This window comes from Brevibacillus sp. Leaf182 (assembly GCF_001423865.2).
Lineage (GTDB): Bacteria > Bacillota > Bacilli > Brevibacillales > Brevibacillaceae > Brevibacillus > Brevibacillus brevis_C.
In genome coordinates this window covers 103,674-125,601 of record NZ_LMPN02000031.1, presented here as the reverse complement: position 1 = coordinate 125,601, position 21,928 = coordinate 103,674, and the positions used below count along the sequence as shown (strand labels likewise).

Genomic DNA, 21,928 nt, shown 5'->3' with positions numbered 1-21,928 from the left:
TAAAAAGGTGAAAAATGGCAATCAAAAGAGGAAATTTAATAGCTTGTACTAGAAACGGCAGACGTTGCATGATCAATAAGGGAGACGAATAATAAACCGACTTCCTTGATTCAGATTACTTTGTACTTCAAGGATTCCATTGTGAGAAAGTACATATTGTTTTGCAATGGCAAGACCTAACCCTGTCCCACCGCTGACCCTGGAACGCGCTTCATCGACGCGGTAAAAACGGTCAAACAAGTGTGGCAGGTGCTCAGGGGAAATACCGATACCGGTATCCTGCACAATGACTGTCAAATATTGATCATTCTCATTAAGAAGCCGGAGATAGATGGCTCCTGGGCTCGGCGTAAATCGGATTGCATTGGTAAGCAAATTCACCAAAACCTGTTTGATTCGATTAGCATCCGCGGATATGGTTGTCTGATTGGTCAATACATCTAGTTGAATAGAAATACCTTTTTCTTCCGCGATTTGCTCCATAGCTGCGAGGAGTTTTTGTGCTAGGTCTGCCATATTAGTAGGCTCTTTTTTTAATGGCAATTCTCCTGCTTCTGCTAATGACAACGTTCGCAGATCTTCTACTAATTGGTTTAGCCGAATGAGCTCGTCCTGTAGCGGCAACAATGTTTCGGGCGGTATCATTTTCCCCTGCTGTTGCAGTGAATCCAGCTTCCCTCCAATAATGGTAAGGGGAGTCCTAAGTTCATGTGCGACGTCCGCGGTTAGATTTTGACGTGCCTTTTCAGCTTGCTCTAATTTTGTTGACATCACATTGATTGCATTCGCAATTTTGCCGTATTCATCGTGCGTGTTTACATTGGTTTGAACGCCAAATTCTCCTCTTCCTAACTGCTCAATCACGGGGAGTAGCGCTCGCAGCGGAGAGGCCAACCAGCGTGATAATTGGTAGGTGATAATAAGAGAGATGAGTATGAGCAACGCACCGCTTACAGTTAAGATGATCACGACGGATATTGGTATGCCTATCATGATTTTATTTAAGTTTGCAACTTCTGGATCATAATAAAAAAATTGACCGACGATTTGCTCATTGATCATGATTTCTTTATGAATACCCAGGTGAGTTATTAACGTTTCAGGTGAGTCACCCAGATAACAAATGACGTTTTGATTACTGTCCATGACAATGATGCTCGGATTTTCCTGGTGAATATCTTGTAAAAGATCGAACTGTTGAAGCTTATCCCATGAATACTTGTTGTCTAGATAATAGTTCGATAATTTGTTTGTAAGTAATCCAACTTCTTTTCCCCTTGTTTCATTTATGCCCGCGTCAATCGCGTTCTTCACAATAAGATGAGTAAGGGTAATAAATATGATGCTAATCCCCACGATCGTAGAAGTCATTGTCAGGAAAATTTTCCAGTGAAACTTCATGGCTGGTCCCCAAATCGATATCCGAATCCGTATACGGTTTGAATGTATCCTGGATTCGAAATATCGTCCTCTATTTTTTTTCGCAATCGGCTAATATGGGCATCCACTGTTCGCTCCTCGTTAAATAGATCGTCCTCCAATGCAGCTTTTAAAAGCTGAAGACGGCTATAGACAATACCAGGCTTGTCGGCCAGCGTCAATAAGAGCTTGAATTCCGTAGGCGTCAAACTGATTTCAACTCCACGCTTCCAAACCTGATACTGCGAACGGGAAATGGTTAAGTCGCCTCTTACCAAATGTTCTTCGAACGAGGGGCTGCCATCTATCCTGCGCGTCACCGAACGAATGCGCGCCAATAATTCTCGCAATGAAAAGGGTTTTGTCAGGTAATCATCGGCACCGACCTCGAGGCCGACTACCTTATCCATCTCGTCTGCCTTTGCGGTCACCATAATAATGCCGACCCGGCTCTTCTTCCTCAGTTCACGACAGACATCCAGCCCGCTCATACCGGGCATCATCCAATCAAGCACGACCACAACCGGATTTGTTTCTTTCGCTTTAGTCAATGCCTCCGTTCCTGTTCGGGCCGTAACAACCTTGAATCCTTCACTCTGGAGAAATGAACGCATAAACTCAAGGACCTTTTCCTCATCATCCACCAGTAGAATGGTTGGGTCCATCAATCTCCCTGCCTTTCCAAAGCCTCTCTTTCGTTAGTATATCCTATAGAATTTAACGCGTCATAAATGTCATGAAAGCCGCAACGGATCGTCATAAGTTCACAACATTTTTTTGTTACGGTTAACGAGAGCTAAGCTGCTCGCTCAAGAGCATTTGGCACTTTTATTTGATAGAGGGTGATTACGATGGCATATAGGCTTAGTCAAAAGAAAAAAAGCTTTCTAGTGGCAATACACGTTATTGCAGTGGCTTCCTGGATCGGCGGAACAATGGGGATGATGCTGTTTGGTTTTTATTTACAAAATGCCGCTAATGGTGAACAGCTTGCTTATACTTTGGTGAACATGGAGGTAATTGATGAAAATTTGCTTAAGTATCCTGCATTGTTGAGCTTGCTTACCGGCATCATGTTATCTGTGTGGACCCAATGGGGGCTTGTCAAGCACTACTGGGTCATGATGAAACTGATCTTAACAATTATGACGATATTGATCGGCATTTTCTTTCTAAACGATTGGACAGCATCACTTGCCGAAATGGTAGAAAAGATGGGCTTTTCAACATTGCAAAATCCGGATTTTCAAAATACATGGTTGTCTATCATCATCACGGCAAGCTTCAACTTGTTATGTTTAGTGCTGATGGTCTTTCTTACTTATTTCAAACCGTTCGGAAAAGTAAAAAAGAAATAGCTGCTCGCATCCAACGGAAAGGAATTGATTTTATATGACATTATCGAAAGTTCTAAAAGACAACTTTCTTCTCATTCTTGGTCTAGGTGCTTTGGCGCTTATTCGTCCACTCATGAAAATGATCGGGTTCATGGACATAATCGGGCAGCAATTTGGCGCTATTTTGATGACGATCCTTATTTCATTGGCTTGGCTTGTCATCGTCGTAAAGAGAAAAGTCCCCAATCCAATCACCGTTCTTGTTTTTTCTGGTATGAGTTATGCCTTATTCGTTATTATTTTAAGCGGTATCTTATCGCCCATTCTCCTGGGGAATTTGCAAGGCCCTTTGACTAATCCACTTGCAATTGTCAGTGTCTTCATCACCAATGCGATTTGGGGCTTTGTTATAGGAGGAATTGCTAAAGCCATAGGCCGTGTACAGAGGTGGTAGATTTGGATGATAAAACGGGCTTATGTTTGTAAATTGATGTTGAAAGGGAGGGAGCAACAAACTTCAAACGAATTTAATACGTATTAATCCCTCCCAAACATAGTGACGCTAATAGAAATTAGCCTTGGGAGGTTCTTTTATTCAAAAAAATGAAATCGATGGAAGAAAAGTGATAAGAGCCTTTTTGAAAAAACGAAAGGGCTGGATAAAGCTGGGCTAAAGGCCTTTAGCCCAGTATTTGGGCATGCCGGAACCGAGGAATTGCTTCAGTTATTCCGTTCTGCCATACTCTACTGCATGCAAGCTCCACAAGTGCACTGGTGTTTACCATCCCAAGGCTCATTGGGGCTAGGCCTTTACATGCTATCATCATATTTAACCAAGGCGTGGTGACCGTAAATATTTATAGGCCATCCCTCACAGGGTGGCCTATAAATTTGCTTGAAAATCATGTTTACTTGATTAACAAACGCTGTCTCCGCTCATCTATTCTTTCGTTTTCGTCATTTCCCTCATAATCAACATCGAGTTCCAGAACAAGCCTAACGAGATGACGGGATGTGCCGCTGCCGCTAATCCGACTTTTTCCGAGAAGACAGCCGTCGCGAAGATCAAAAGGGTTAGGCCGATCAGTACCAAACTCTTCATTTTTATGCCTTTGGGCAGTATGGCCGGAAAAGACAATATAAACAACAATACGGGGATAGGCGCGAAGTACATGGCGAAATTACCGTGCATCCCCCATTGAGTCGAATCTACGAACAGCGCGAGTCCAGCCAAGAACACCTGTACCGCGACGCAGATCGAAAAAAGCACGTTCAATATCCTAAAACCTAGCCGCGCGTATTGAGCGGTTGCCGGCAGCGAAGAGCTGGTTGCGGTCATTTTGCTTACTTCCATCGTTTCATTCCTCCCTTAGACTGGCCTTTCGGAAACAGCGCGAATGAAGTAGGGGTACGGATCCAATTGAAACTCCCCTTCTTTTGGATCGAGAATCGTCATTCGAATAGGGTGAACTTCCGGAATCTTCATCGAAGGATACCACCCGCTGGCCATATCCCCAAGGATGAACATTCCTTGCTCGTCACCGAGCATCTGAAACGTCTTTCCGTCCCCGTTATAAGGCGTGACGTCAAATCGAGAATCTAGGCGCTGAATTGCCTCCGATACGCTGCCGCGAAGCGGAAAGCCGATCTCGCTGACATTTAGGATGGATTTGTGATCAAAAGGCTCTGTTGAGGCATTGTCCATTCGATGCCGAGCGATGAGCTCCACCAGATTCCCCGAAGGATCTTCGAAATAGAAGGCATGCGCATCCGTTCCTTCGAAATAAGCGATATCTTCGTTTGCCTGGATTCCTGCGAAGGGAAGGGGCGCAGCGGAAAGCACCTGACAGCCTTTGGCCAGAAGCCAACTTTTCGCTTCGCGAATTTGGTTCTCGGGGATGTTCATTGCCAAATGGTAGGACGGCGGTAAGCTTCCCTCCTCCTTGTGAACGAAAGTCAATCGCGTTCCCCCGGCAACGATCGTGATTGAATGTTCCGTTATATCTGCTAAAACAAATCCAAGTCTTTCTGTGTAGAACACCTTCATTTCAGCTAACCGGGTAGTTTTCAGTTCCAATTCGATGATTCTCATCTTACAGCCTCCTCCAGATACTTGAGTTTGTCAGGATTTGCAACTGCATAGATGGAATGAATCCTATTGTCCGAAGCCTCGAACGAGTAAACGTAAGCAATACGTCCGCCGATCATCATTACAATTCCCGGGCTTCCGTTCACCGTCGTGATTCTATAGGAATAGTGGCTGTCAGGACGCCCGAACCAATCCATCCATTGCATATAAAACGGAATGACTCGCGACACTCCGACGACGGGCCGCTGTGCAGCCGGCGCCTTGCCACCTCCATCTGTATAATGGACGGCGTCAGGAGACAGCAACTGCAACAGGCTGTTTGCATCGCCCGCAATCACGCTTTGGATGAATTGCCGCACTTGTGTCTCCGTAACGGTGCTCGCTCTTATGTCCGGCGGTTCATGGCGGATACCTTTCTTGGCCCGATGGAAAATTTGCCTGCAATTGAAGCTGCTTTTTCCCACCATGTTGGCAATTTCATCGTACGGATATTGAAACATTTCCCGCAGGAGAAACACTGCCCGCTCGACCGCGCTTAGCTGTTGCAAAAGCATCAAATAGGCCGTTGAGATCGTTTCCCTTTGTTGATAAATTTCAGAAGGGTCCAAGCTTACGCCTTCAAGATGCACGAGTGGCTCCGGCAACCAGGTCCCCACGTAAACCTCCCGTTGTTTCGCGGACGATTGCAACAGGTTCAGGCAACGGTTCGTTACGATTTTGCACAAGTATGCCTTTTCGTTCCGGATATTTGCGTCCATAGGCAATTGACTCAACGCCAGGAAAGCATCCTGTACGATGTCTTCCGCATCCATGACGCTTCCTAACATTCGATACGCCAGTGAGAACAATAACATCCGATAGGTTTGATATAGTTTTTCCGTGTCCATACAGACCTCCTTTCCGAAATCGTCCGATTAGTGAGCGAGAATATGGAGGGAAACTCGCTTCGCGCTTGCTGCCGCCCCGCCTGCCAAATATTCACCGTGTGACACCCAATCTCCAGCCACGTACAAGCCCTTGATCTGAGGGACGGCAGGACCCGGATTCTCGACCCGCTTCATATGTGGAAAGTCATGAACGACCGTCATCTTGGGCAAATACTGCTCCGCCACCACTTCTCGTCTCCAACCGGGATGAACGAGATCCATTGCTTGCTCAAGTTGTCTGCGGTCTCCTTGCGCATCGCTTCCTTGCACTTGGAACTTGATCAATTGAAATACTTGAACGTCATCGTTCTCGCTGAGCTCTAGCCCTTTGATTCGTGATTGGTTGATCATAAGGACCGGTTGATCGATGCCGTAGACGAATTGATGCTGCGGTGCGGGAAGACGACGGAGCCCAATATCCAAACAAGCGGCCGTGATCGGAATGGCCTGCTGCTCCCACGTCTGCAACGAAGTCCGTTCGACAGATGGAACCAGACAGCTCGCTATCTGCGGCGATGTCGTTAGGATCACGTAGGGAACCTCAATCGTTTCGCCATTCTCGCAGCGAACTCGTTGCACCCGTCCGTCATCATACTCAACGGATTTGACTTTCCTACCTGTAATCACTTCTACGCCGAGCCGACGTGCTTCCGAACACATTTCCTCTATCAGAGATCCCCAGCCTTTCTTCAAATAATACACTCCCGTGATGGAACGTTGCATCTGTCTGAACAAGGGTCCCGCCACTTGTAAATCCGGAGCTTGCACGTATGTTCCTCCTCGGGCCAGTACGTACAGAAGATGACGTACCATCGGGCTTCCCACGTGCTCCTCCATCCAGTCGCGCAGACTCATGTGTGGAATCGTGGCCGTGTCAAGCTTGAGGATCTTCAAGAGGATGGCTCCGAACCTGTATTTGTCCGCCGCCGATAACAAGGGAGTCTTAAGCAGCGAACTGACCGCAGCAGGAAAAGGGTGCACCTGCTCTTTCCAGATTCCGTACGGGGTGAACTCGTCGACTTTTCGAAAAATATCCGGATTTATGTTTAATTCCCGGAAAATGTCGTACGCATCCCCGGCATACAGTGCATGCGAACCCAAATTGAAGTGTATTCCGTCCTTCTTGTTCGTGATTGCCCTTCCCCCCATCTGATTCTGACTTTCCAAAACTACGACGCGTTTTCTTCCTCTTGCTAAATAAAGAGCTGCGGTCAGTCCGGCAATACCTCCACCAACAACGGCCACATCATACTTTGCAACCATTCGAAGAAACCTCCTTCATGTGCTGTCATTAAACAAGACAGGTAGGAGGTCGAAGATGTGACAAAGTGGGAAGATGGAGAACCGTATTACAAATAGTGGTAAGGTGGAAAGTGGAGATAACTATTGACAGGTCAACAGTCGGAAACTAACATTTTTTGCAAAAAAGTACTGTCATCACAGAGCATGAGAAGACAGGATTTGGGTTCCTAGAGTCAGTATCATTTAACTTGGGAGTTGAACCTTATGGCATTGGTCGAATCATTGCAGAAGGCAATCGATTACATGGAAGAACATTTGCTAGAGCAACTGACGATTGAAGTGATTTCCAAACAGGCGAATCTATCTCCTTTTCATTTTCAACGCACCTTTATGATATTGACAGATTTAACTGTCGGTGATTACCTCCGGCGACGCCGTTTAACGTTAGCGGCACAAGAGTTAACCAGCACGGTATGTAAGATTATCGACCTTGCCTATAAGTACGGCTATGAAACTCCCGAAGCTTTTTCAAAAGCTTTCCGTAAACAGCATGGCATTACTCCAAGTGAAGCTCGAAAAGGGATCGGAAAGCTGCAATCTTATAATCGCCTGACGATTCAGGTGAGTTTGAAAGGAGCAGAACCCATGAACTACCGCATTGTTGAAAGAGAGGCTTTCCAGGTAGTAGGCGTAAAACGGATATTTCCTTGCGGCGAGAAGGCGGAAGGTCCGGGTATTCCAGAATTTTGGGCTGAAGTGAATACAAACGGAACGGCCAACCAGTTGATTCAAATGCTCAACGGTGAGATAAAAGGTTTATTGGGGATGAGCATCTATAAAGAAGAGATAAGCACGACTGATTACTGGATTGCTGCTGAACATGTTGGAGATGTGCCGGAAGGTTTAGCGTATTTTAATTTCCCTCCATCGAAATGGGTAGTTTTTGAGGTGCAAGGGGAATTTCCGACCGCAATTGTAAATACCTGGAAACAAATCTATTTGGAATGGATCCCTTCTAACGGATATATGCTTGCTGAACTTCCGGCTATAGAGGCTTATATTAGTCCCGATCTCAATAGTCCGAATTCCACGAATGAAATCTGGCTTGCCGTTAAATAATTGAAGCAGAGACAAAAATCCAAACATAAAGGCAGCCTTAACGATGGGCTGCCTTTTCTACGCTAACGGGTAGAATAGCATAATGATATTTAAGGTTTATAACACGGTATGAGAATCTACAAAAGAATACTAATTAGCTAGTCGACCCCCAAATCATCTAGACTCGCTGTATGCTCACCGGTTTTATCGAGTTCAATCAAACTCACGTTAACTTTTTTAATCTTTAGGATCTATTGCGGCGGCAATATTTCGTCCCATGTCAGGTTTCTCCGTAATAATGAGTGTCTACAAATGATAATCGTTCCTTCTAAAACTCTCTAAGCAAATCTACCTATCATCTTCTGCCATGATCATAACGTTTTAAGTATTCTCGTTCTGGCTGCGACAGCCCACTCGATTTTTGTCAACGCCTGGCAATACGCTTCACTCATCTCTGCTACATTTGCTGTCTCCTCTGCTTGAGTCAGCACACGCCATACGTCACTCTTGCTTTTATACCAATCTAACTCCTTTGGCGGCTCATGGTGCACAGGTCTCCAAACTTGACGCAGCGTTGGGGAAAACAGCCGCTTTGCCTCTGATCGCAACTGACAGTTCATTAGCTTTACCTGATAAGGCTTGCCAGGAGCTGTATTATTCACATCGTGAAAGAGATGGGGCCAATAATCTTTTCGCGAACCTGTGTGTGGCTGTTCCAATGCCCAAGAGTACGCTGCCTCCTGCCTTTTCTGGCCCCCGAAAAGCAGACTGTACAGCCTTTTTCCCAAGCTGATTCTCTCTAATAAGGAGGCAAAATGAAACACTCGCTCACCCGCGAGCTGCAAGGAGCTTCCCTGTTCATCCGCCACTTTCCGATGGGGAAGCAAGATCATATTCAATTGCAAAAGCTCCTGTAGGGCAAACGGGATTGTGCGGACAACTGAATTTTGATAAGCCGGTTCTTTCATGACCTGTTCTTCCAAGTAGTTTTGTTCATTGATAATCAAGCCAATGGTGAGCAGCTCTTTGTCAGTGGTCTTCCAGAAATGATTCCAGATCGCCTGCATGAAAGTAGAGACGCCCAGATGAGGCAGTATATAAAAAAGGTTGGTCTGTCGCCTGACACTCTCTTCATACAGTAACAATTGAGGGTACGCATCGTGAAAAATCAGCCAATTTCCCCGCTCCAAAAACGAAAAATAATCCTGCTGCTCTTTTGTTCGTAGCAAGCGAGGCAATAATTCTCCCCGCAAATCGGTCATACTCCATCCCGCATTACGCGATACGAGATGGGCCAAAAGCGCCCAATGAATTTGTGGATGCTTTTGATAAAACGACAAATAGGCGCGCGTTCTGTCTATGTTGTCACGGTTGTGGGCGAGCGTCTCCTGCCTAATCCGCTCTACCGTCTTTTGATCTTGTGCGGGTAATGGTGCTGCTGTCGCCGTACGGACTTTCCCCAGATTTTTGGCAAGCGGCAAGCGAGATGCGTATTGGTACCACGTGAAACCCACCGATGCTCTTCCCCCTCTCTTCCTCAGGCGACGTATTTTATCGGGAGGTGAATGAGTTGCGTGAAGTCCAGCAAGAAATTAACCGCATGCAAGCCTTTTTGTTACAGCACCAACAAGAGGATGGCACTTGGCGCTTTTGTCTGGAAAGCTCACCAATGACAGATTCTCACATGATCATCCTATTGCGCACGCTGGGTATTCATGATGAGCGTTTGATGGAGAAGCTCACTGCTCACATCACGTCTCTCCAACACGATAATGGGGCATGGAAGCTGTACCCTGACGAGCATGAAGGACATCTATCTACGACGATTGATTCGTATTACGCCCTTCTGCTATCAGGCAAATACACGAAGGACGAACCGAGAATGGCTCTGGCTCGCTCGTTTATTTTGGAAAAGGGTGGACTGACACAAGCGAACATGCTGACCAAATTCTCTACAGCCTTGACCGGCCAATACCAGTGGCCACCGCATTTTCTCGTTCCCGTCGAGATTGCTCTATTGCCCCCGAGCTTCCCTGTCAGCTTTTATGATTTTGTCGGGTACGCACGAGTCCATCTTGCCCCCATGATGATTGTGGCTGATCGCAAATATGTAAAAAAGCCTGACGATGCGCCAGACTTGTCCGATCTGTATGCAGATACACCTATCACTCGCGGGCTATATCCACATCGATTCTTAGAGAATTTCCTCAAAGAGGGGCAAGCGTTCCTCGCTACCATTCAAGATTCCTTGCAGCGTCTCCCCTTTTTACCCGGACAACTGCACAAGCTCGCCCTACGGCGTCTGGAACAATACATCCTCGCGCGAATCGAGCCGGACGGTACCCTGTACAATTATTCGACCTCCACCTTTTTCATGATTTTTGCGTTACTTGCTCGCGGTTATTCTCCGAAAGACCCTCTCATCCAAAAAGCGATGCAGGGCCTTACGAATAGTGTCTACGATTATGAAAACGGCGCACATTTGCAGCTAGCTACCTCAGCCGTCTGGGACACGGCACTCTTGGCTTCTTCTCTGCAAAAAAGCGGACTTTCTACCACACATCCCGCCATTCAAAAAGCAAATCGTTACCTTCTCCACAAGCAGCAGCATACGTACGGTGATTGGAAAATTCGCAATCCAAAAGGAAAGCCTGGCGGTTGGGGCTTTTCTGACTATAACACCATGAACCCGGATATTGATGATACGACGGCTGCTCTGCGCTCTCTGCGCCATTTTGCCCGTACAGATATCACAACAGCAGCCGCTTGGAATCGCGGTCTCGAATGGCTATTATCCATGCAAAACGAGGATGGGGGCTGGCCTGCTTTTGAACGAAATACAGATGCTGATTTCATTCGCCACCTGCCGATCGAAGGAGCCGATACCGTCAGTACAGATCCCTCCTCTGCCGATTTGACAGGGAGGACTTTGGAGTTCCTTGGAAACTATGCCGGCCGAACATTGACTGACCCCCATGTAGAAAAAGGAGTCCGCTGGCTTCTCAAACATCAAGAGTCCGACGGCTCCTGGTATGGACGTTGGGGAATTGCTTACCTATACGGTACATGGGCTGCGATTACCGGACTGATGGCAATTGGCTTTTCCCCTACTGATCCCGCCATTCAAAAAGCGGTTGCGTGGCTGGTTGCCAACCAAAATCCCGACGGCGGCTGGGGAGAATCTTGCCAAAGCGATCAGAAAAAAACGTACGTCCCCCTCGGAGCAAGTACTCCCTCGCAGACGGCATGGGCAACCGATGCATTAATAGCTGTATCATCAAAGCCGACACCAGAGCTTCAACGAGGGATTCGCTATTTGCTCACTCACAATCAAACAAATGACTGGACGACTCGCTACCCGACTGGCGGGGGACGTCCTGGCGGCACTTACTTTGCTTATCACAGCTATCGTTGGATTTGGCCGTTGCTGGCTCTCAGCCACTACCAGACCAAATACGCAAACATGTAAAAACCACCTCTACCCTCTTCGCAAACCAAGGTCTAACGGCTGGAGAGGAACCTGGGGGGAATAAATCACGGCGTGTGGCGGCGTATCAAATATAGAGTAGCAGGACAGGACATCGGTGTCCCCAATCAGCACAATCGACGACTTATTTACGCCACCAAAGCTGAAATCACCGACGTCTATTTTTTTATTTGTCACCTTCATATTCATGGAACTTTTTCTCCTTTTCCTAAAACTCGTGCCTATCTATACATCGTATGCTGCTCACATGAGTTCGGTTGCAAAAACAGGTATGAACACCCACTGGCCTACGACATACAATACAGAGAGGATCTCTCCCAAAAGGATGTGCCGAACATGCCAGCATTCGTTGGAGTCATCAATGTAAACAACGTGGGCGGCGTTTTCAATGTCGGAGACGTCCGTAAAATCGCACCTACCACTTATGCCAAAACCTTCGCGGGTGGAGGATCATTCAATTCTGGTACCAATCTGTCCTTTAAAATTCCACGTAGCGTCGTCTACGTCAATGAACAATCCGATAATGATATCCCGCTTTTTGTAGAAGAAACGAACGATTTCAGGGCAAAGGGACGAGATTTCGCATGAATTTTTTTGTGACGCAACATATCGTAATCAATTCGCTCAAGATCGAAGGCATAAGCAACTCTTCGGTGTGCCAAATAGGAAGCGCAGGAATTATCAAGCCCGTTTCCAAGCTGTACAACACCGGCGGATTCACAGAGCCTGCACCACAGGTGGGGCCTCTGCCCTCAACCGGTGCGGAAGAATTCGTGCCCCTCATTCCATTGGTTCAGCCTTCACCTGTTCGCTCTGGCACTCTTAGATGAAGAAGGATGGTCGTCATGTACATGGATCCCGAAATGATGCAGTATATTCAACAGTTACATGACTATATACAATTGCAAAACGATAAGATCGAGAAATTGAAGCAAATGATTGAACAGCTACAGCAAGATGTAAATGATCTCAAGGAAAAACAGATTCCTTCCGTCATCAAAAACGAGTACAAATTCGATCTGCTAAAAGTTGAGCGACTGGAAGGGACTCTCAATATCGGTTTAAACCCGAAAGGAAATGATGCAGGAATCGGTGATTTTTCCATCAATCAATCGATGGATGTCCCTAATCCGTACCAAAGCAATGCCCCACTTTTTGACCGTGTCCAGAAAGAAATTTATCAATACTTAGAGCAAGATGCCTACCTCGTTCTTGAAAGAATCGAAACAGAGTGCAACTATCCACTGGATAACAATTATCGTGCCTTTATCTTGGATGACATTAAAAAGCAGATCGATCAACGGATTAAGTATTACTTGAGCGAGCTCCCTACCGATGAACTAGAACCAGAGCAGCTCGATGCTTTCGTGCAAAATACGGTCCAAAAAGTGAAACGGGATATTAACAAGACCTGCGAAACATTCGTGAAAAATTTGCCTCGTGAGGTGAACGAACCATGATGAGGTATCAAGTGATAAACGAAGCCATTTGTGTAAAGAAGGTCTCTGTCAGAGCTCTCACTTCTGCCGCTTCCTTGTTTATTGGGGACACACAGACAGTAGACCTCAGAGCGATTTATGAAACGCCACCCGAAAAAATGATTGTCGGAGCCACGATCCCGATTGATACTGCGCTGCCTGCTTCATAAGGAGGATTGTCACCATGTACCGAAGGACCAGTCATGTCCGTAAGCTGGATGTTCTCTCGGTCGATACCTCATCTGTTCTGCAAATAGGTGATTCCCGGCAGATTGATGCTGTCGCAAACATATTAGCCGTCCAACGCGAGCAGGCCATCTTCTATGAAAATGAATTTATGTTTGAGAATTACTCGGCCTTTTCCGTTCCTTTAACTCCCCCTAGTCTCTCAGATCCGATTTGCATCGATACGTTCCACGACTGCCCGTACATTTTCATTCGAAAAGTGGAAGTCCCTTTCTTAGCAGGATCCTCCGTTGTCCATGTTGGTTCGAACGAATCCATAAAACTCGAAACACGAGTCGTAAATATTCGTCATATTTTCCGAGAAGAGCCAAAAACTGGAGGGAGGGGGTAAGCTGTGCCTTCTGTCATTGGAGCTGTCAATATCAATAATAATTCGGGTACAGTTAACTTCGGAGATACGCTCAACATATCGCCAAAAACAGCCGCCAAGACATTCTCCGGTTCAGGAGGCGGCAACACAGGTAACGTCGTCAACACACTCAATGGTGTCAACGCAACGAATACACTGGACCCGAATGTCGTCGATCAACCGATGTTTGGGAACATCTAATCCCGGCAGTGTTAATGTCTTTCCATTGACACTGTTTTTATTTTGGCTGAAAACGAAACAAAAAAGGAGGCACGAGGCCCCCTGACTACAATATTTCAATATACCCCTCTGTTCCATGCACGCGAATTCGTTGCCCGTCTTTTATCAGAGTGGTCGCATTTTCCACACCGACAACTGCTGGCAAGCCATATTCACGCGCGATAACTGCCCCATGGGTCATCAGTCCACCCACTTCGGTGACCAGACCTTTTATGGATACAAACAACGGTGTCCAGCCAGGGTCCGTAAAGGAGGTGACTAATATATCTCCTTCTTCAAGATCAGCATCTTCCATGTTTAAGATGACTCGTGCTCGCCCCTCTATAACTCCAGAAGAAACAGGTAGACCTACAATCGCATTGGCAGGCAGATTTTCTCGTTTGTACTCACCTGCAATGATTTCACCATCAGAGGTGATTACACGTGGGGGAGTCAATTTTTCAAAAAACTTGTAATCGTCTTTTCGTTTGCTGATGATCTCATCATCCAATTTGTTTGTGCGTACGACCTCGTGAAGTTCTTCAAAAGTGAGATAGTATATATCTTCTTTGTCATGAATAACGCGATCTTGTACGAGTTGTTCGGCTTCTTTTAGTAAAGCCTGCTTATAAGCGAAGTAGCGATTCACCATGCCGTATTTTGGATATTCCCTAAACCCACTGAAATTCCGGATGAGGTCGATCATTTGTTTTGTTTCTTTTGCTTTTTGTTCACCATCCGGTAATTGCTTCAATCGCTCTACTAACTCTTGTTCTTTTTCCAAGGCTTCCTGTCGCCCATGCTCAAATTTCCGATTGCCAGCATTCGGCTCAAAGTTTTTGATGTTACCTAGAATCATGGGGACAAGTGTCATTGGCTTTTCACTCCAACGCGTTTTCGTTATATCGATTTCTCCGGCACATCTCATACCGTATTTCGTTAGATAAGCATAGATTGCGTCTTGTGTTTCCTGTCCACCTTCAAGCTGAACCAGTTCATCCAAAAAGTTATCTTCTTTTACATGCTGTAAAAAATCAATTACTTCTGGATAAGGACGAATGACATCTGCAACATCCATTAGCGCCAGCCCCATTTCCGAAGTAATATTGTTTGGCACAGATTGAGAAAGCGTGTCTGCTACGTTTTTTTCCCCCAACCACTCATTCATTCTTTCATTGATCCATTTTGAAGCATTCATAGCAGCCGTTATTACACCGATGTTTTGTGGATCAAATAAAATCTTCTTTAATTGCTGGATGTCTTCTCGAATAAAATCAAACAAATCCGGGCCTGATTTCGTTTGGATGTTATGCTTCAACTCTTCGATCGATATTTGCATACGTTTAATCAAATCAGAAACAATTGTCGGATCGTTTTCGAATTGTTCTTGAAAACCCAAAGCTGACATACCTGGCTTGCTTTGACCGGGACTCTGTTCTTTTTTATCGTTTGGTAACAATTGTATAAAATCTCCTCGCTCTATTACGGTCATAAGTGCGTCTTTTATAAGCGGATCGGATTGTCCCAAAGTATCTAATATGAGTTGTCTGCTGTCAGGTGAAGCGAGCATATTTGTAACATCAACAAACAACCTTCCACCCGCTTTGTGCATAGGTGCAGGAGTCGTTAACAGGAAAAAAGACAGTCCCAATGGTTTCATGGGGTCAGTCATCATTTGTTGATGGCCAACAGATACATAGACGTGATTATCTGGATCATTCGCTTCAGGGATGGGGTATAAAGTCGTGATTGGACGACTCTGGACAATATAAAAAGTGTCATCAACCAAACACCATTCGATATCTTGTGGGCAACCAAAATAAGCTTCGATCTGTCTTCCAATGCGTTCCAGTTGTAAAATTTGTTGATCAGTAAGTGTTTGGGTCTTTTGCTGATCAGGATCGATCTGCTGTGTCTTCGTTCCGCCTTCTTTTCGTCCATAGATAGCCAAACTTTTGGTTGCTATCCTCTTATCGACGATTTCCCCATCCTGCACTTTATAACAATCAGCAGATACCAGGCCAGAAACCAGTGCCTCTCCAAGTCCATAACTGGCGTTGATGGATAGCAACTTCCGATTAGATGTAATGGGATCAGCGGTAAATAAAATCCCGGAAGCCTGTGAGAAAACCATTTTTTGAACGATAACCGATAAATAAACGTGACTGTGGTCAAATCCATTTTGCATCCGGTAGATTACCGCGCGATCCGTAAATAGGGAAGCCCAACATTGGCTGATGTGCTGCAAAATTGCTTCTTTGCCGATGATATTTAAATAGGTGTCTTGTTGACCTGCGAAAGAGGCATGTGGTAAATCTTCAGCAGTGGCACTAGAACGCACTGCATAAGCATGCTCCTCTCCGAATTGGGAGAGATAATGCGTAACGGCTTTCACAACATCGGATGGAATTTCTACTTCCATAATGATTTGTCGAATCTTCCTGCTGATTTCACCAATTTGATCTCGATCTTGTACGTTTAGCATGGTTAGTTGCGCCAACAAAGCATGATACGCTTCGTTTTGTTCGATGGCTTTTTGATAACCTACTGTTGTCACACAAAATCCTTCCGGCACTTGTATTCCTTGAATTTTTGACAATTCCCCCAAATGTAACCCTTTTCCTCCAACGAGCAAAAGCTGCGTTCTATCCATTTCCTGAAAACCGAGAACCAATGAACTCATTCAATATCTCTCCTAACCATTAAATTGAGAAAAAACATTTGACAAGAGTTCGTCAGCATGATACGATTAAAGTGTAAGATGCGATATTTATGACTACATATATAAAACAGTCGTGATTTGATTATATCATCGCGTCTGTTTATGTGCAATAAAAAAGAACCTGGTAGAAATACTCAGGTTCTTTTTTGATTTTTCCAGTATCACCCTGCTTTTACAAGCTTGCTTTAAATGTTGTTTTTCGTTCGTTCGCAGCTCCATCACGCATCAAATAAATTTCTAACACCCCATCCTGATACTGGGCCCTCATCCCTTTTGAACGAACGGAAACCGGTAGAGCCAGCTTGCGATAAAAGGGGCCGTAGCTTCGTTCCCCTTGCGTACGAAGCCCCTGGTGCTCACTTTCTTTGATGATCCCTTTGATCTCCAGCAACCGTTGGTCGGAGAGGGTAATCTCCAAACTATCGCGATCGAAGCCCGGCAGTTCACAGGAAACAATGACCATTTGCTCTGATTGGAAGATATCCGAGACGGGGGAAAAATGCGAATCGTCTACCTGCACGAAACTCATCGGTTTTTCCTTCGTCTTCTTTTTCCCCTTTTTCACGGGTGGTACAGTTGGCGCGGCGGCGGCGGCCGTCTTTTGTGCTGCTTGCTTGTTTAGCGTCGCGATATTCTCCCAAAAATTTGTATCCAGCATTTGTCCCATCTGGCTCAATGCTTTCCATGGATGATCTGGGTCAAAGCCGAGCTTGGACAAACTTTCGGATGCTTTTTGCAACTGCTTCATGGTCTCTTGCAGGTTTTTCATCACTTCCGCACTCCCTTCCCAGCAAAGGCAAGACTGTCTATGTACAATAGAATATGTGCTTTTGCCTGGGGGGTGTGCTCAATGATCATCCAGTTTGCCCTACATCAGCACTATCTGTCGCTGGTGCAGGCGGAGCCAAAATATCTGGTGGTGGCATGTTGCTGTCCGTTGGCTCTGGATGGGATTCGCCTCCATCTGGTACAGTCGGCGATGTTACAGGCGCCTGTGTTGGTTCTGGAGCCGGATTTTGTGATGGTGTGGCTGGTTTTTGTGTTTTTGGCTGCTCTTTTGTACCTGTCGTGGGCTTGGGATTCGGAGCTGGCGTTCTCTTCTCCGCTTTCATTTCGACCTTGGCTACTTCCGCTACGGCTGCATCGCTGAGCTGTTCGCTCGATCCAGCTACACCCACTTCTGTTTGCAGGGCAGTTCGAACAGCTTGCATGTTCTCCCTCGGCCACAAGGAATAAGGAGAGCTCCAGATCGCCCCATTGTCCAAAGTAACCATGTTACTTGACGAAAAGCTGGCAAAATCGAGGGCCAATCCTTTTATTTGGTCTTTCGACAGATCGGTTTTGATATGCTGCCCAACGGTATCCAGTACGGCTGTCAAACTCGATAATCCATCCATGGACATGCTCTTTTCTGCTACAGCACGAATCACCTGCTGCTGTCTGCGATTGCGATCGAAGTCGCTCGAGTTGTAAGCGTCTCCACGTCTGTCGATGCGATGACGGACGAAGCCGAGTGCCTGCTCTCCGTTCAATACTTGTTTCCCTTTTTTCAAATTACGGTATACACCTTGCTTCGGCAGTTCATATACGAGATCGCGATCTACGTCAACCGTAATCCCGCCCAGCTTGTCAATGACCGCTGTGAAGCCCTCAAAGTCAAGCTGCACGTAATGCTCAACCGAGATTCCCAGCATGTGATTCAATGTTTTCTTGAGCATCGTCATGCCATTTTCTGTGACAGGCTTCCCTTTGATTTCCGCATCTTTCCTGATATTTTCCCCTAATGCAAATACTTCATTGACCTTGTGATAGCCAGGATAGCCAGGGATTTGAACCCGGGTATCACGGGGCAACGATACCATGCTCAGCTTTTGCGTAACCGGATTGGCGACTGCGACGACCAGAACATCCGTGTTTAACATGCCGATGTTTTTGCGCGTGTCCACCCCGACGATGACAAAGGCGATTGATTTCTTTTGTTCGTACGGCTTCTCCACCACGGGTTGATCCGGTAGCTTGTAAGGGTCTACCGTTACAACGTCGAGTGTCTTGTCTAACTGGTTGAGGGCTAAGCCTGCTCCTACGGCCAACAAACAGAGGAATAAGCACCCCGCCAAGAGCAGATACATCCGCTTGCTTCGCTGGCCACGCTTCATCCGTTTACGCGGCTGTTTTGCAGGAGCTTGAGGCTTGTCATTCTTGGCTTGCACGTTCGGTTCACTCCTTTTTTAAATCACAGGGTCCATAGTGCTTTGGGCTTTTCATTTTCAATATATTCTGGAAAACTTTCGTCCCATTTTACCACAAAATGCCGTCAAAATGTAGAATCCTGCCGATTCAACTCGATCGGTTTTCCCTCTGAGTTCTTGCACTTGCGAATCGAAACAGGTAGTCTAAAAATGAGGAAAATCAGATAGATGAATAAGGGAATCGGAGGGACTTGAGAGTGGAACACATACAGGTGCTGATCGTAGGTGGCGGCATCGCAGGGTTGTCCGCAGCAATATGGTGCCAACGATTAGGTCTTTCTTGTCTTCTTATCGAAAAAACGGATCGACTCGGCGGCCAACTGCATCACATTTACAACGAGATTACCGACTTTCCGCCCCTTGTATATGACCAGGGAGCTGCACTTGTAAAGGTACTGATCGCACATCCTTTCATCCAGCAGCCAAACATACGATTGAACGAAGCCATTCTTTCCATTGATCGGGAAACGAAACAGGTAATCACTTCGAAATCCGTTTATCGTGTCGACTATCTACTCATCGCCACAGGAGTCGGCTGGAATGAAATACCAGCCCTCGCTGATTGTCCGAGCGTCCTGTCGCCTTGGTTTTCTACAACTGCCCAAGCGCACACCATCGCCGGACAAGACATCGCCGTGATTGGCGGAGGAGATCGTGCATTAGAGAGTGCAGCAAATTTGAGCTTTCATGCCCGACAAGTCTATCTGTTGGTTCGGAGCAATGAGTGGCGTGCTCGTCGCGAATGGCAAAAGAAAATAACAGGACTCCCCAACATCCAAGTCCTGTGGGAAACACAAGTAAGTGACTATCAGGACGAAGAGGCACGGACGGTTCTGACACTCACCTCTACGCGCCCAGGTAATCCAGAGACGATCGTAGTCGATTGGATTCTGCCGCGAATTGGTGTTCATGGAAACACAGCGGGTCTCGAGGGCTTGGACACGTTTGGCGATGACTATTTGCAAACGGATTCGTATCAACGCGTCAACTCTCCATGGATTTACGCAGTCGGAGATGTGAGCAACGGAGCCGCTTATGCGAGTTTGTCACTGGCAACTGGTCAAGCGATGAAGGCGGTCAAGCATATTTCCTTGCAAATTCAAAACAACAGATCAATGAGCCTGTAGAAGGAGAGCTTTGCATGTACGCTTTTTACGACGATTTTGGCTTACCTGTCAAGCTAACCTTTTCCCCCGAAGAGTATCGTAACCACCAAGCAGGTCACGTGCTGATCTTCGCTTTTTATCAAGGAAAGCTGTTATTTACTCGCCATCGTACACGCGGCGTGGAGCTACCAGGGGGAAAAGTAGAAGCGGGTGAAAACAGCCTGGCGGCAGCAGTTCGTGAGGTCTATGAAGAAACCGGCGCCATTCTGGAAGGGATTGAGCGCATCGGACAGTACACCATCGACGATTCGATGCGAAAAGATATTTATATCGCGAAGGTAGCGCATTATACAAACCAGCCAAACGGCTCAGACGTGCTTGCCACCATTGTGTTTGCGGATATTCCGCGAAACGTAAAAGGCAATCAGGAATTTAGCCGTATTCTCCAAGATGATGTGTACCCGCTCGCACTTGAACGAGCTTTACGTCATCCCTTTGCGGAGTCCTAACCATCATAAACAGGCTCGTCCCTGTCGCTCCCCGATATTGTATTCGGTGAGAATGACCGACAGAGACAGCCTGTTTATTATTTTTCCTTTTCCTTCTTTCCCGATAACACACGCTTGACCAGCTCATTTGGATCAAAGCCGTACTTTTCGATGGCGCTCTCCCGTTGTACCTCGTGTACCGTTTCTGGTTCAATTCCCAGTACCTCTGATATTTGCCGCCAACCTTTCGTCTCGCTGTCTTTTGCCCCTTGCCCTTGCTGCTCGACCTGCTTGGGCTTCAAGAAAAAGATCGCAAGCACAGCGAAAACGAGCGATAAACCTGCGATTGATAGAAACATGACTGTCCGAGAAATTCCGAGCAGCCAGGTAAATATAGGTGGGCCAATCGCAACACCGATAAAACGGACACCGCTATACAAAGAAGTAATCATACCCCGCTCTGTTTTTTGTACGGCCCCAACAATCATGGAGTTCAAGCATGGTAAAATCATCCCCGTCCCTACGCTACCGATGACCAAAATTCCTATCAGGATATAAGCCCCTTTGACAAAGCTGGCCAGAATGTAAGACGTAGCCAGCAAAAACATGCCGATTATCACAAACAGACGCATCAGCTTCAGCTTCTTTTTGATAATGATTCCTGTCACATAGGCCGCTATACTCATCACGAGCAAGGGAATCGCCAAAAAGAAGCCTTTGATGACACCATCGATCTTGTATTTTTCCTCCAGTAAATCAGACAGGTAAAACAGTACACCAAACAACGTGAACAAGCAGATGCTCCCAATAAAAAACGCGGGGACAAGCCATTTTCCATGCTGTTTAAATACCTGCGCGATCGAATGCATGTACTGCTTGACGGGGAGCGGCTTCTTATCCTGTTTCTTTTCCTTGGTCAGAAATAAAAACATCAGGAGGACGACACCGCAAATAATTGGAAAAGCTAAAAAGACCATGTACCAAGAAATGAGAGCAAGCAAGGAGCCAAAAATCGGGCTTAATACTTTTCCCATCCCGTTGGATGTCTCCAAGAGTCCCAATGCCCTACTCTCCGAAGCGCCATCGAACAGATCCCCTACCAATGCCATTGCGATGGGCGCTGTCCCGGCGGCCCCGATCCCCTGCAAAACACGCCCTCCCATGATGGCCATATAAGGTTGATCTATCCACAACGCGGCAAGCCCTGCGACCAACCCCCCCAGACCATACAGGGCGAGGGAGATGATAATGACGATTTTTCTCCCAAATCGATCCGACAAATAGCCGGCAAAAGGGATCACAATACCTGCTGCAATCGAAAAAGCGGTGATCAACAAGCTCGACTGTAAGGCGGTGAGCTTCATTTCTGTTTTCATTGTAGGCAGTACAGGGATCAGCATCGAGTTGCCCAGCACCATAACGAGTGGAACCCCGACGAGCCCAATCAGGTTTTTCGCATTTTGTGCCATACGA

Annotated in this window: 24 protein-coding genes; 12 read left to right on the top strand and 12 right to left on the bottom strand. The window is 46.4% G+C overall.

The features are described 5' to 3' along the window. Nucleotides 1-72: 72 nt before the first annotated feature. Both ASG16_RS22070 and ASG16_RS22065 read right to left on the bottom strand, forming a co-directional pair. Entirely contained in the window at nt 73-993 is a 921-nt protein-coding gene (locus tag ASG16_RS22070) for a HAMP domain-containing sensor histidine kinase (RefSeq protein ID WP_370444413.1), read from the bottom strand. 404 nt (nt 994-1,397) lie between these two features. Next, on the bottom strand, nt 1,398-2,084 hold the full coding sequence (locus tag ASG16_RS22065) for a response regulator (RefSeq protein ID WP_056486120.1): 687 nt from the start codon (nt 2,082-2,084) through the stop codon (nt 1,398-1,400). A gap of 186 nt (nt 2,085-2,270) precedes the next feature. On the opposite strand from ASG16_RS22065, the gene ASG16_RS22060 reads away from it, so the two are divergent. Further along, nucleotides 2,271-2,777: a DUF2269 family protein gene (locus tag ASG16_RS22060; protein WP_056486117.1), complete on the top strand. Its 507-nt coding sequence runs from the start codon at nt 2,271-2,273 to the stop codon at nt 2,775-2,777. 34 nt (nt 2,778-2,811) lie between these two features. Continuing rightward, nucleotides 2,812-3,210, top strand: a complete 399-nt coding sequence (locus ASG16_RS22055) for a hypothetical protein (RefSeq protein WP_056486114.1) — start codon at nt 2,812-2,814, stop codon at nt 3,208-3,210. 486 nt (nt 3,211-3,696) lie between these two features. Here ASG16_RS22055 and ASG16_RS22050 read toward each other — a convergent pair whose 3' ends face one another. From ASG16_RS22050 to ASG16_RS22035, 4 genes are read right to left on the bottom strand one after another with little or no spacing between them, the layout of a single operon-like run. Beyond that, entirely contained in the window at nt 3,697-4,110 is a 414-nt protein-coding gene (locus ASG16_RS22050) for a DUF6220 domain-containing protein (RefSeq protein ID WP_056486111.1), read from the bottom strand. A gap of 15 nt (nt 4,111-4,125) precedes the next feature. Beyond that, complete coding sequence (locus tag ASG16_RS22045; RefSeq protein ID WP_056486108.1) at nt 4,126-4,848, bottom strand: VOC family protein; 723 nt, start codon at nt 4,846-4,848, stop codon at nt 4,126-4,128. After that, nucleotides 4,845-5,732: an RNA polymerase sigma-70 factor gene (locus tag ASG16_RS22040; RefSeq protein ID WP_056486106.1), complete on the bottom strand. Its 888-nt coding sequence runs from the start codon at nt 5,730-5,732 to the stop codon at nt 4,845-4,847. The genes ASG16_RS22045 and ASG16_RS22040 overlap by 4 nt, the downstream gene beginning before the upstream one ends. 27 nt (nt 5,733-5,759) lie before the next feature. After that, nucleotides 5,760-7,034, bottom strand: a complete 1,275-nt coding sequence (locus ASG16_RS22035) for a phytoene desaturase family protein (RefSeq protein WP_056486104.1) — start codon at nt 7,032-7,034, stop codon at nt 5,760-5,762. Nucleotides 7,035-7,277: 243 nt separating this feature from the next. Between ASG16_RS22035 and ASG16_RS22030 the strand changes: the two genes are divergently transcribed. After that, complete coding sequence (locus ASG16_RS22030) at nt 7,278-8,132, top strand: AraC family transcriptional regulator (protein ID WP_056486101.1); 855 nt, start codon at nt 7,278-7,280, stop codon at nt 8,130-8,132. Between the two features lie 350 nt (nt 8,133-8,482). Here the strand turns inward: ASG16_RS22030 and ASG16_RS22025 are convergent, their stop codons facing one another. Next, nucleotides 8,483-9,625, bottom strand: a complete 1,143-nt coding sequence (locus ASG16_RS22025; protein ID WP_056486099.1) for a DUF2515 domain-containing protein — start codon at nt 9,623-9,625, stop codon at nt 8,483-8,485. Between the two features lie 56 nt (nt 9,626-9,681). Here ASG16_RS22025 and shc point away from each other — a divergent pair, with 56 nt between their 5' ends. Beyond that, nucleotides 9,682-11,580 (top strand): squalene--hopene cyclase, encoded by a 1,899-nt coding sequence (shc, locus tag ASG16_RS22020; RefSeq protein WP_056486096.1) that lies wholly within the window; start codon nt 9,682-9,684, stop codon nt 11,578-11,580. A gap of 9 nt (nt 11,581-11,589) precedes the next feature. Here shc and ASG16_RS22015 read toward each other — a convergent pair whose 3' ends face one another. Then, nucleotides 11,590-11,787, bottom strand: a complete 198-nt coding sequence (locus ASG16_RS22015; RefSeq protein WP_048033723.1) for a spore germination protein GerPD — start codon at nt 11,785-11,787, stop codon at nt 11,590-11,592. 147 nt (nt 11,788-11,934) lie between these two features. On the opposite strand from ASG16_RS22015, the gene ASG16_RS22010 reads away from it, so the two are divergent. The 6 genes from ASG16_RS22010 to ASG16_RS21985 are packed head-to-tail and all read left to right on the top strand — an operon-like array spanning nt 11,935 to nt 13,872. Next, on the top strand, nt 11,935-12,186 hold the full coding sequence (locus tag ASG16_RS22010) for a spore germination protein (RefSeq protein WP_016740748.1): 252 nt from the start codon (nt 11,935-11,937) through the stop codon (nt 12,184-12,186). Continuing rightward, on the top strand, nt 12,183-12,428 hold the full coding sequence (locus ASG16_RS22005) for a spore germination protein GerPB (RefSeq protein WP_048033724.1): 246 nt from the start codon (nt 12,183-12,185) through the stop codon (nt 12,426-12,428). The genes ASG16_RS22010 and ASG16_RS22005 overlap by 4 nt, the downstream gene beginning before the upstream one ends. A 15-nt stretch (nt 12,429-12,443) precedes the next feature. Continuing rightward, a complete protein-coding gene (locus ASG16_RS22000) occupies nt 12,444-13,058 on the top strand; it encodes a spore germination protein GerPC (RefSeq protein ID WP_056486093.1) in 615 nt (204 codons plus the stop codon). Continuing rightward, complete coding sequence (locus ASG16_RS21995; RefSeq protein ID WP_056486092.1) at nt 13,055-13,246, top strand: spore germination protein GerPD; 192 nt, start codon at nt 13,055-13,057, stop codon at nt 13,244-13,246. Before ASG16_RS22000 ends, ASG16_RS21995 begins: the two co-directional genes overlap by 4 nt. A 14-nt stretch (nt 13,247-13,260) precedes the next feature. Then, nucleotides 13,261-13,653, top strand: coding sequence for a spore germination protein GerPE (locus tag ASG16_RS21990; RefSeq protein ID WP_048033726.1), 393 nt, complete (start codon nt 13,261-13,263; stop codon nt 13,651-13,653). 3 nt (nt 13,654-13,656) lie between these two features. Beyond that, nucleotides 13,657-13,872 (top strand): spore germination protein, encoded by a 216-nt coding sequence (locus ASG16_RS21985; protein ID WP_007717765.1) that lies wholly within the window; start codon nt 13,657-13,659, stop codon nt 13,870-13,872. An 85-nt stretch (nt 13,873-13,957) separates the two neighbouring features. Here ASG16_RS21985 and ppsA read toward each other — a convergent pair whose 3' ends face one another. From ppsA to ASG16_RS21970, 3 genes are all read right to left on the bottom strand, one after another. Continuing rightward, nucleotides 13,958-16,573 (bottom strand): phosphoenolpyruvate synthase, encoded by a 2,616-nt coding sequence (gene ppsA, locus ASG16_RS21980; RefSeq protein WP_056486091.1) that lies wholly within the window; start codon nt 16,571-16,573, stop codon nt 13,958-13,960. Nucleotides 16,574-16,784: 211 nt separating this feature from the next. Then, on the bottom strand, nt 16,785-17,381 hold the full coding sequence (locus tag ASG16_RS21975) for an Hsp20/alpha crystallin family protein (RefSeq protein WP_056486090.1): 597 nt from the start codon (nt 17,379-17,381) through the stop codon (nt 16,785-16,787). Between the two features lie 85 nt (nt 17,382-17,466). Next, entirely contained in the window at nt 17,467-18,822 is a 1,356-nt protein-coding gene (locus tag ASG16_RS21970) for an LCP family protein (protein WP_056486089.1), read from the bottom strand. Nucleotides 18,823-19,058: 236 nt separating this feature from the next. Here ASG16_RS21970 and ASG16_RS21965 point away from each other — a divergent pair, with 236 nt between their 5' ends. Further along, nucleotides 19,059-19,988, top strand: a complete 930-nt coding sequence (locus ASG16_RS21965) for an NAD(P)/FAD-dependent oxidoreductase (RefSeq protein ID WP_056486086.1) — start codon at nt 19,059-19,061, stop codon at nt 19,986-19,988. Nucleotides 19,989-20,002: 14 nt separating this feature from the next. Further along, nucleotides 20,003-20,476, top strand: coding sequence for an NUDIX domain-containing protein (locus tag ASG16_RS21960; RefSeq protein ID WP_056486082.1), 474 nt, complete (start codon nt 20,003-20,005; stop codon nt 20,474-20,476). A gap of 77 nt (nt 20,477-20,553) precedes the next feature. Here ASG16_RS21960 and ASG16_RS21955 read toward each other — a convergent pair whose 3' ends face one another. After that, nucleotides 20,554-21,924, bottom strand: coding sequence for an MFS transporter (locus ASG16_RS21955; protein WP_056486078.1), 1,371 nt, complete (start codon nt 21,922-21,924; stop codon nt 20,554-20,556). Nucleotides 21,925-21,928: the final 4 nt, after the last annotated feature.

Excerpts from the sequence above, each read along its gene's own strand:
- ASG16_RS22050 (WP_056486111.1), bottom strand. The coding sequence starts at position 4,110 with ATGGAAGTAAGCAAAATGACCGCAACCAGCTCTTCGCTGCCGGCAACC.
- ASG16_RS22035 (WP_056486104.1), bottom strand. The coding sequence starts at position 7,034 with ATGGTTGCAAAGTATGATGTGGCCGTTGTTGGTGGAGGTATTGCCGGA.
- ASG16_RS22045 (WP_056486108.1), bottom strand. The coding sequence starts at position 4,848 with ATGAGAATCATCGAATTGGAACTGAAAACTACCCGGTTAGCTGAAATG.
- ASG16_RS22005 (WP_048033724.1), top strand. The coding sequence starts at position 12,183 with ATGAATTTTTTTGTGACGCAACATATCGTAATCAATTCGCTCAAGATC.
- ASG16_RS22070 (WP_370444413.1), bottom strand. The coding sequence starts at position 993 with ATGATAGGCATACCAATATCCGTCGTGATCATCTTAACTGTAAGCGGT.
- ASG16_RS22015 (WP_048033723.1), bottom strand. The coding sequence starts at position 11,787 with ATGAATATGAAGGTGACAAATAAAAAAATAGACGTCGGTGATTTCAGC.
- ASG16_RS21990 (WP_048033726.1), top strand. The coding sequence starts at position 13,261 with ATGTACCGAAGGACCAGTCATGTCCGTAAGCTGGATGTTCTCTCGGTC.
- ASG16_RS21960 (WP_056486082.1), top strand. The coding sequence starts at position 20,003 with ATGTACGCTTTTTACGACGATTTTGGCTTACCTGTCAAGCTAACCTTT.
- ASG16_RS21955 (WP_056486078.1), bottom strand. The coding sequence starts at position 21,924 with ATGGCACAAAATGCGAAAAACCTGATTGGGCTCGTCGGGGTTCCACTC.
- ASG16_RS22065 (WP_056486120.1), bottom strand. The coding sequence starts at position 2,084 with ATGGACCCAACCATTCTACTGGTGGATGATGAGGAAAAGGTCCTTGAG.
- ASG16_RS22060 (WP_056486117.1), top strand. The coding sequence starts at position 2,271 with ATGGCATATAGGCTTAGTCAAAAGAAAAAAAGCTTTCTAGTGGCAATA.
- ASG16_RS22055 (WP_056486114.1), top strand. The coding sequence starts at position 2,812 with ATGACATTATCGAAAGTTCTAAAAGACAACTTTCTTCTCATTCTTGGT.
- ASG16_RS21975 (WP_056486090.1), bottom strand. The coding sequence starts at position 17,381 with ATGAAAAACCTGCAAGAGACCATGAAGCAGTTGCAAAAAGCATCCGAA.
- ASG16_RS22040 (WP_056486106.1), bottom strand. The coding sequence starts at position 5,732 with ATGGACACGGAAAAACTATATCAAACCTATCGGATGTTATTGTTCTCA.
- ASG16_RS21995 (WP_056486092.1), top strand. The coding sequence starts at position 13,055 with ATGATGAGGTATCAAGTGATAAACGAAGCCATTTGTGTAAAGAAGGTC.
- ASG16_RS22010 (WP_016740748.1), top strand. The coding sequence starts at position 11,935 with ATGCCAGCATTCGTTGGAGTCATCAATGTAAACAACGTGGGCGGCGTT.
- ASG16_RS22000 (WP_056486093.1), top strand. The coding sequence starts at position 12,444 with ATGTACATGGATCCCGAAATGATGCAGTATATTCAACAGTTACATGAC.
- ppsA (WP_056486091.1), bottom strand. The coding sequence starts at position 16,573 with ATGAGTTCATTGGTTCTCGGTTTTCAGGAAATGGATAGAACGCAGCTT.
- ASG16_RS22030 (WP_056486101.1), top strand. The coding sequence starts at position 7,278 with ATGGCATTGGTCGAATCATTGCAGAAGGCAATCGATTACATGGAAGAA.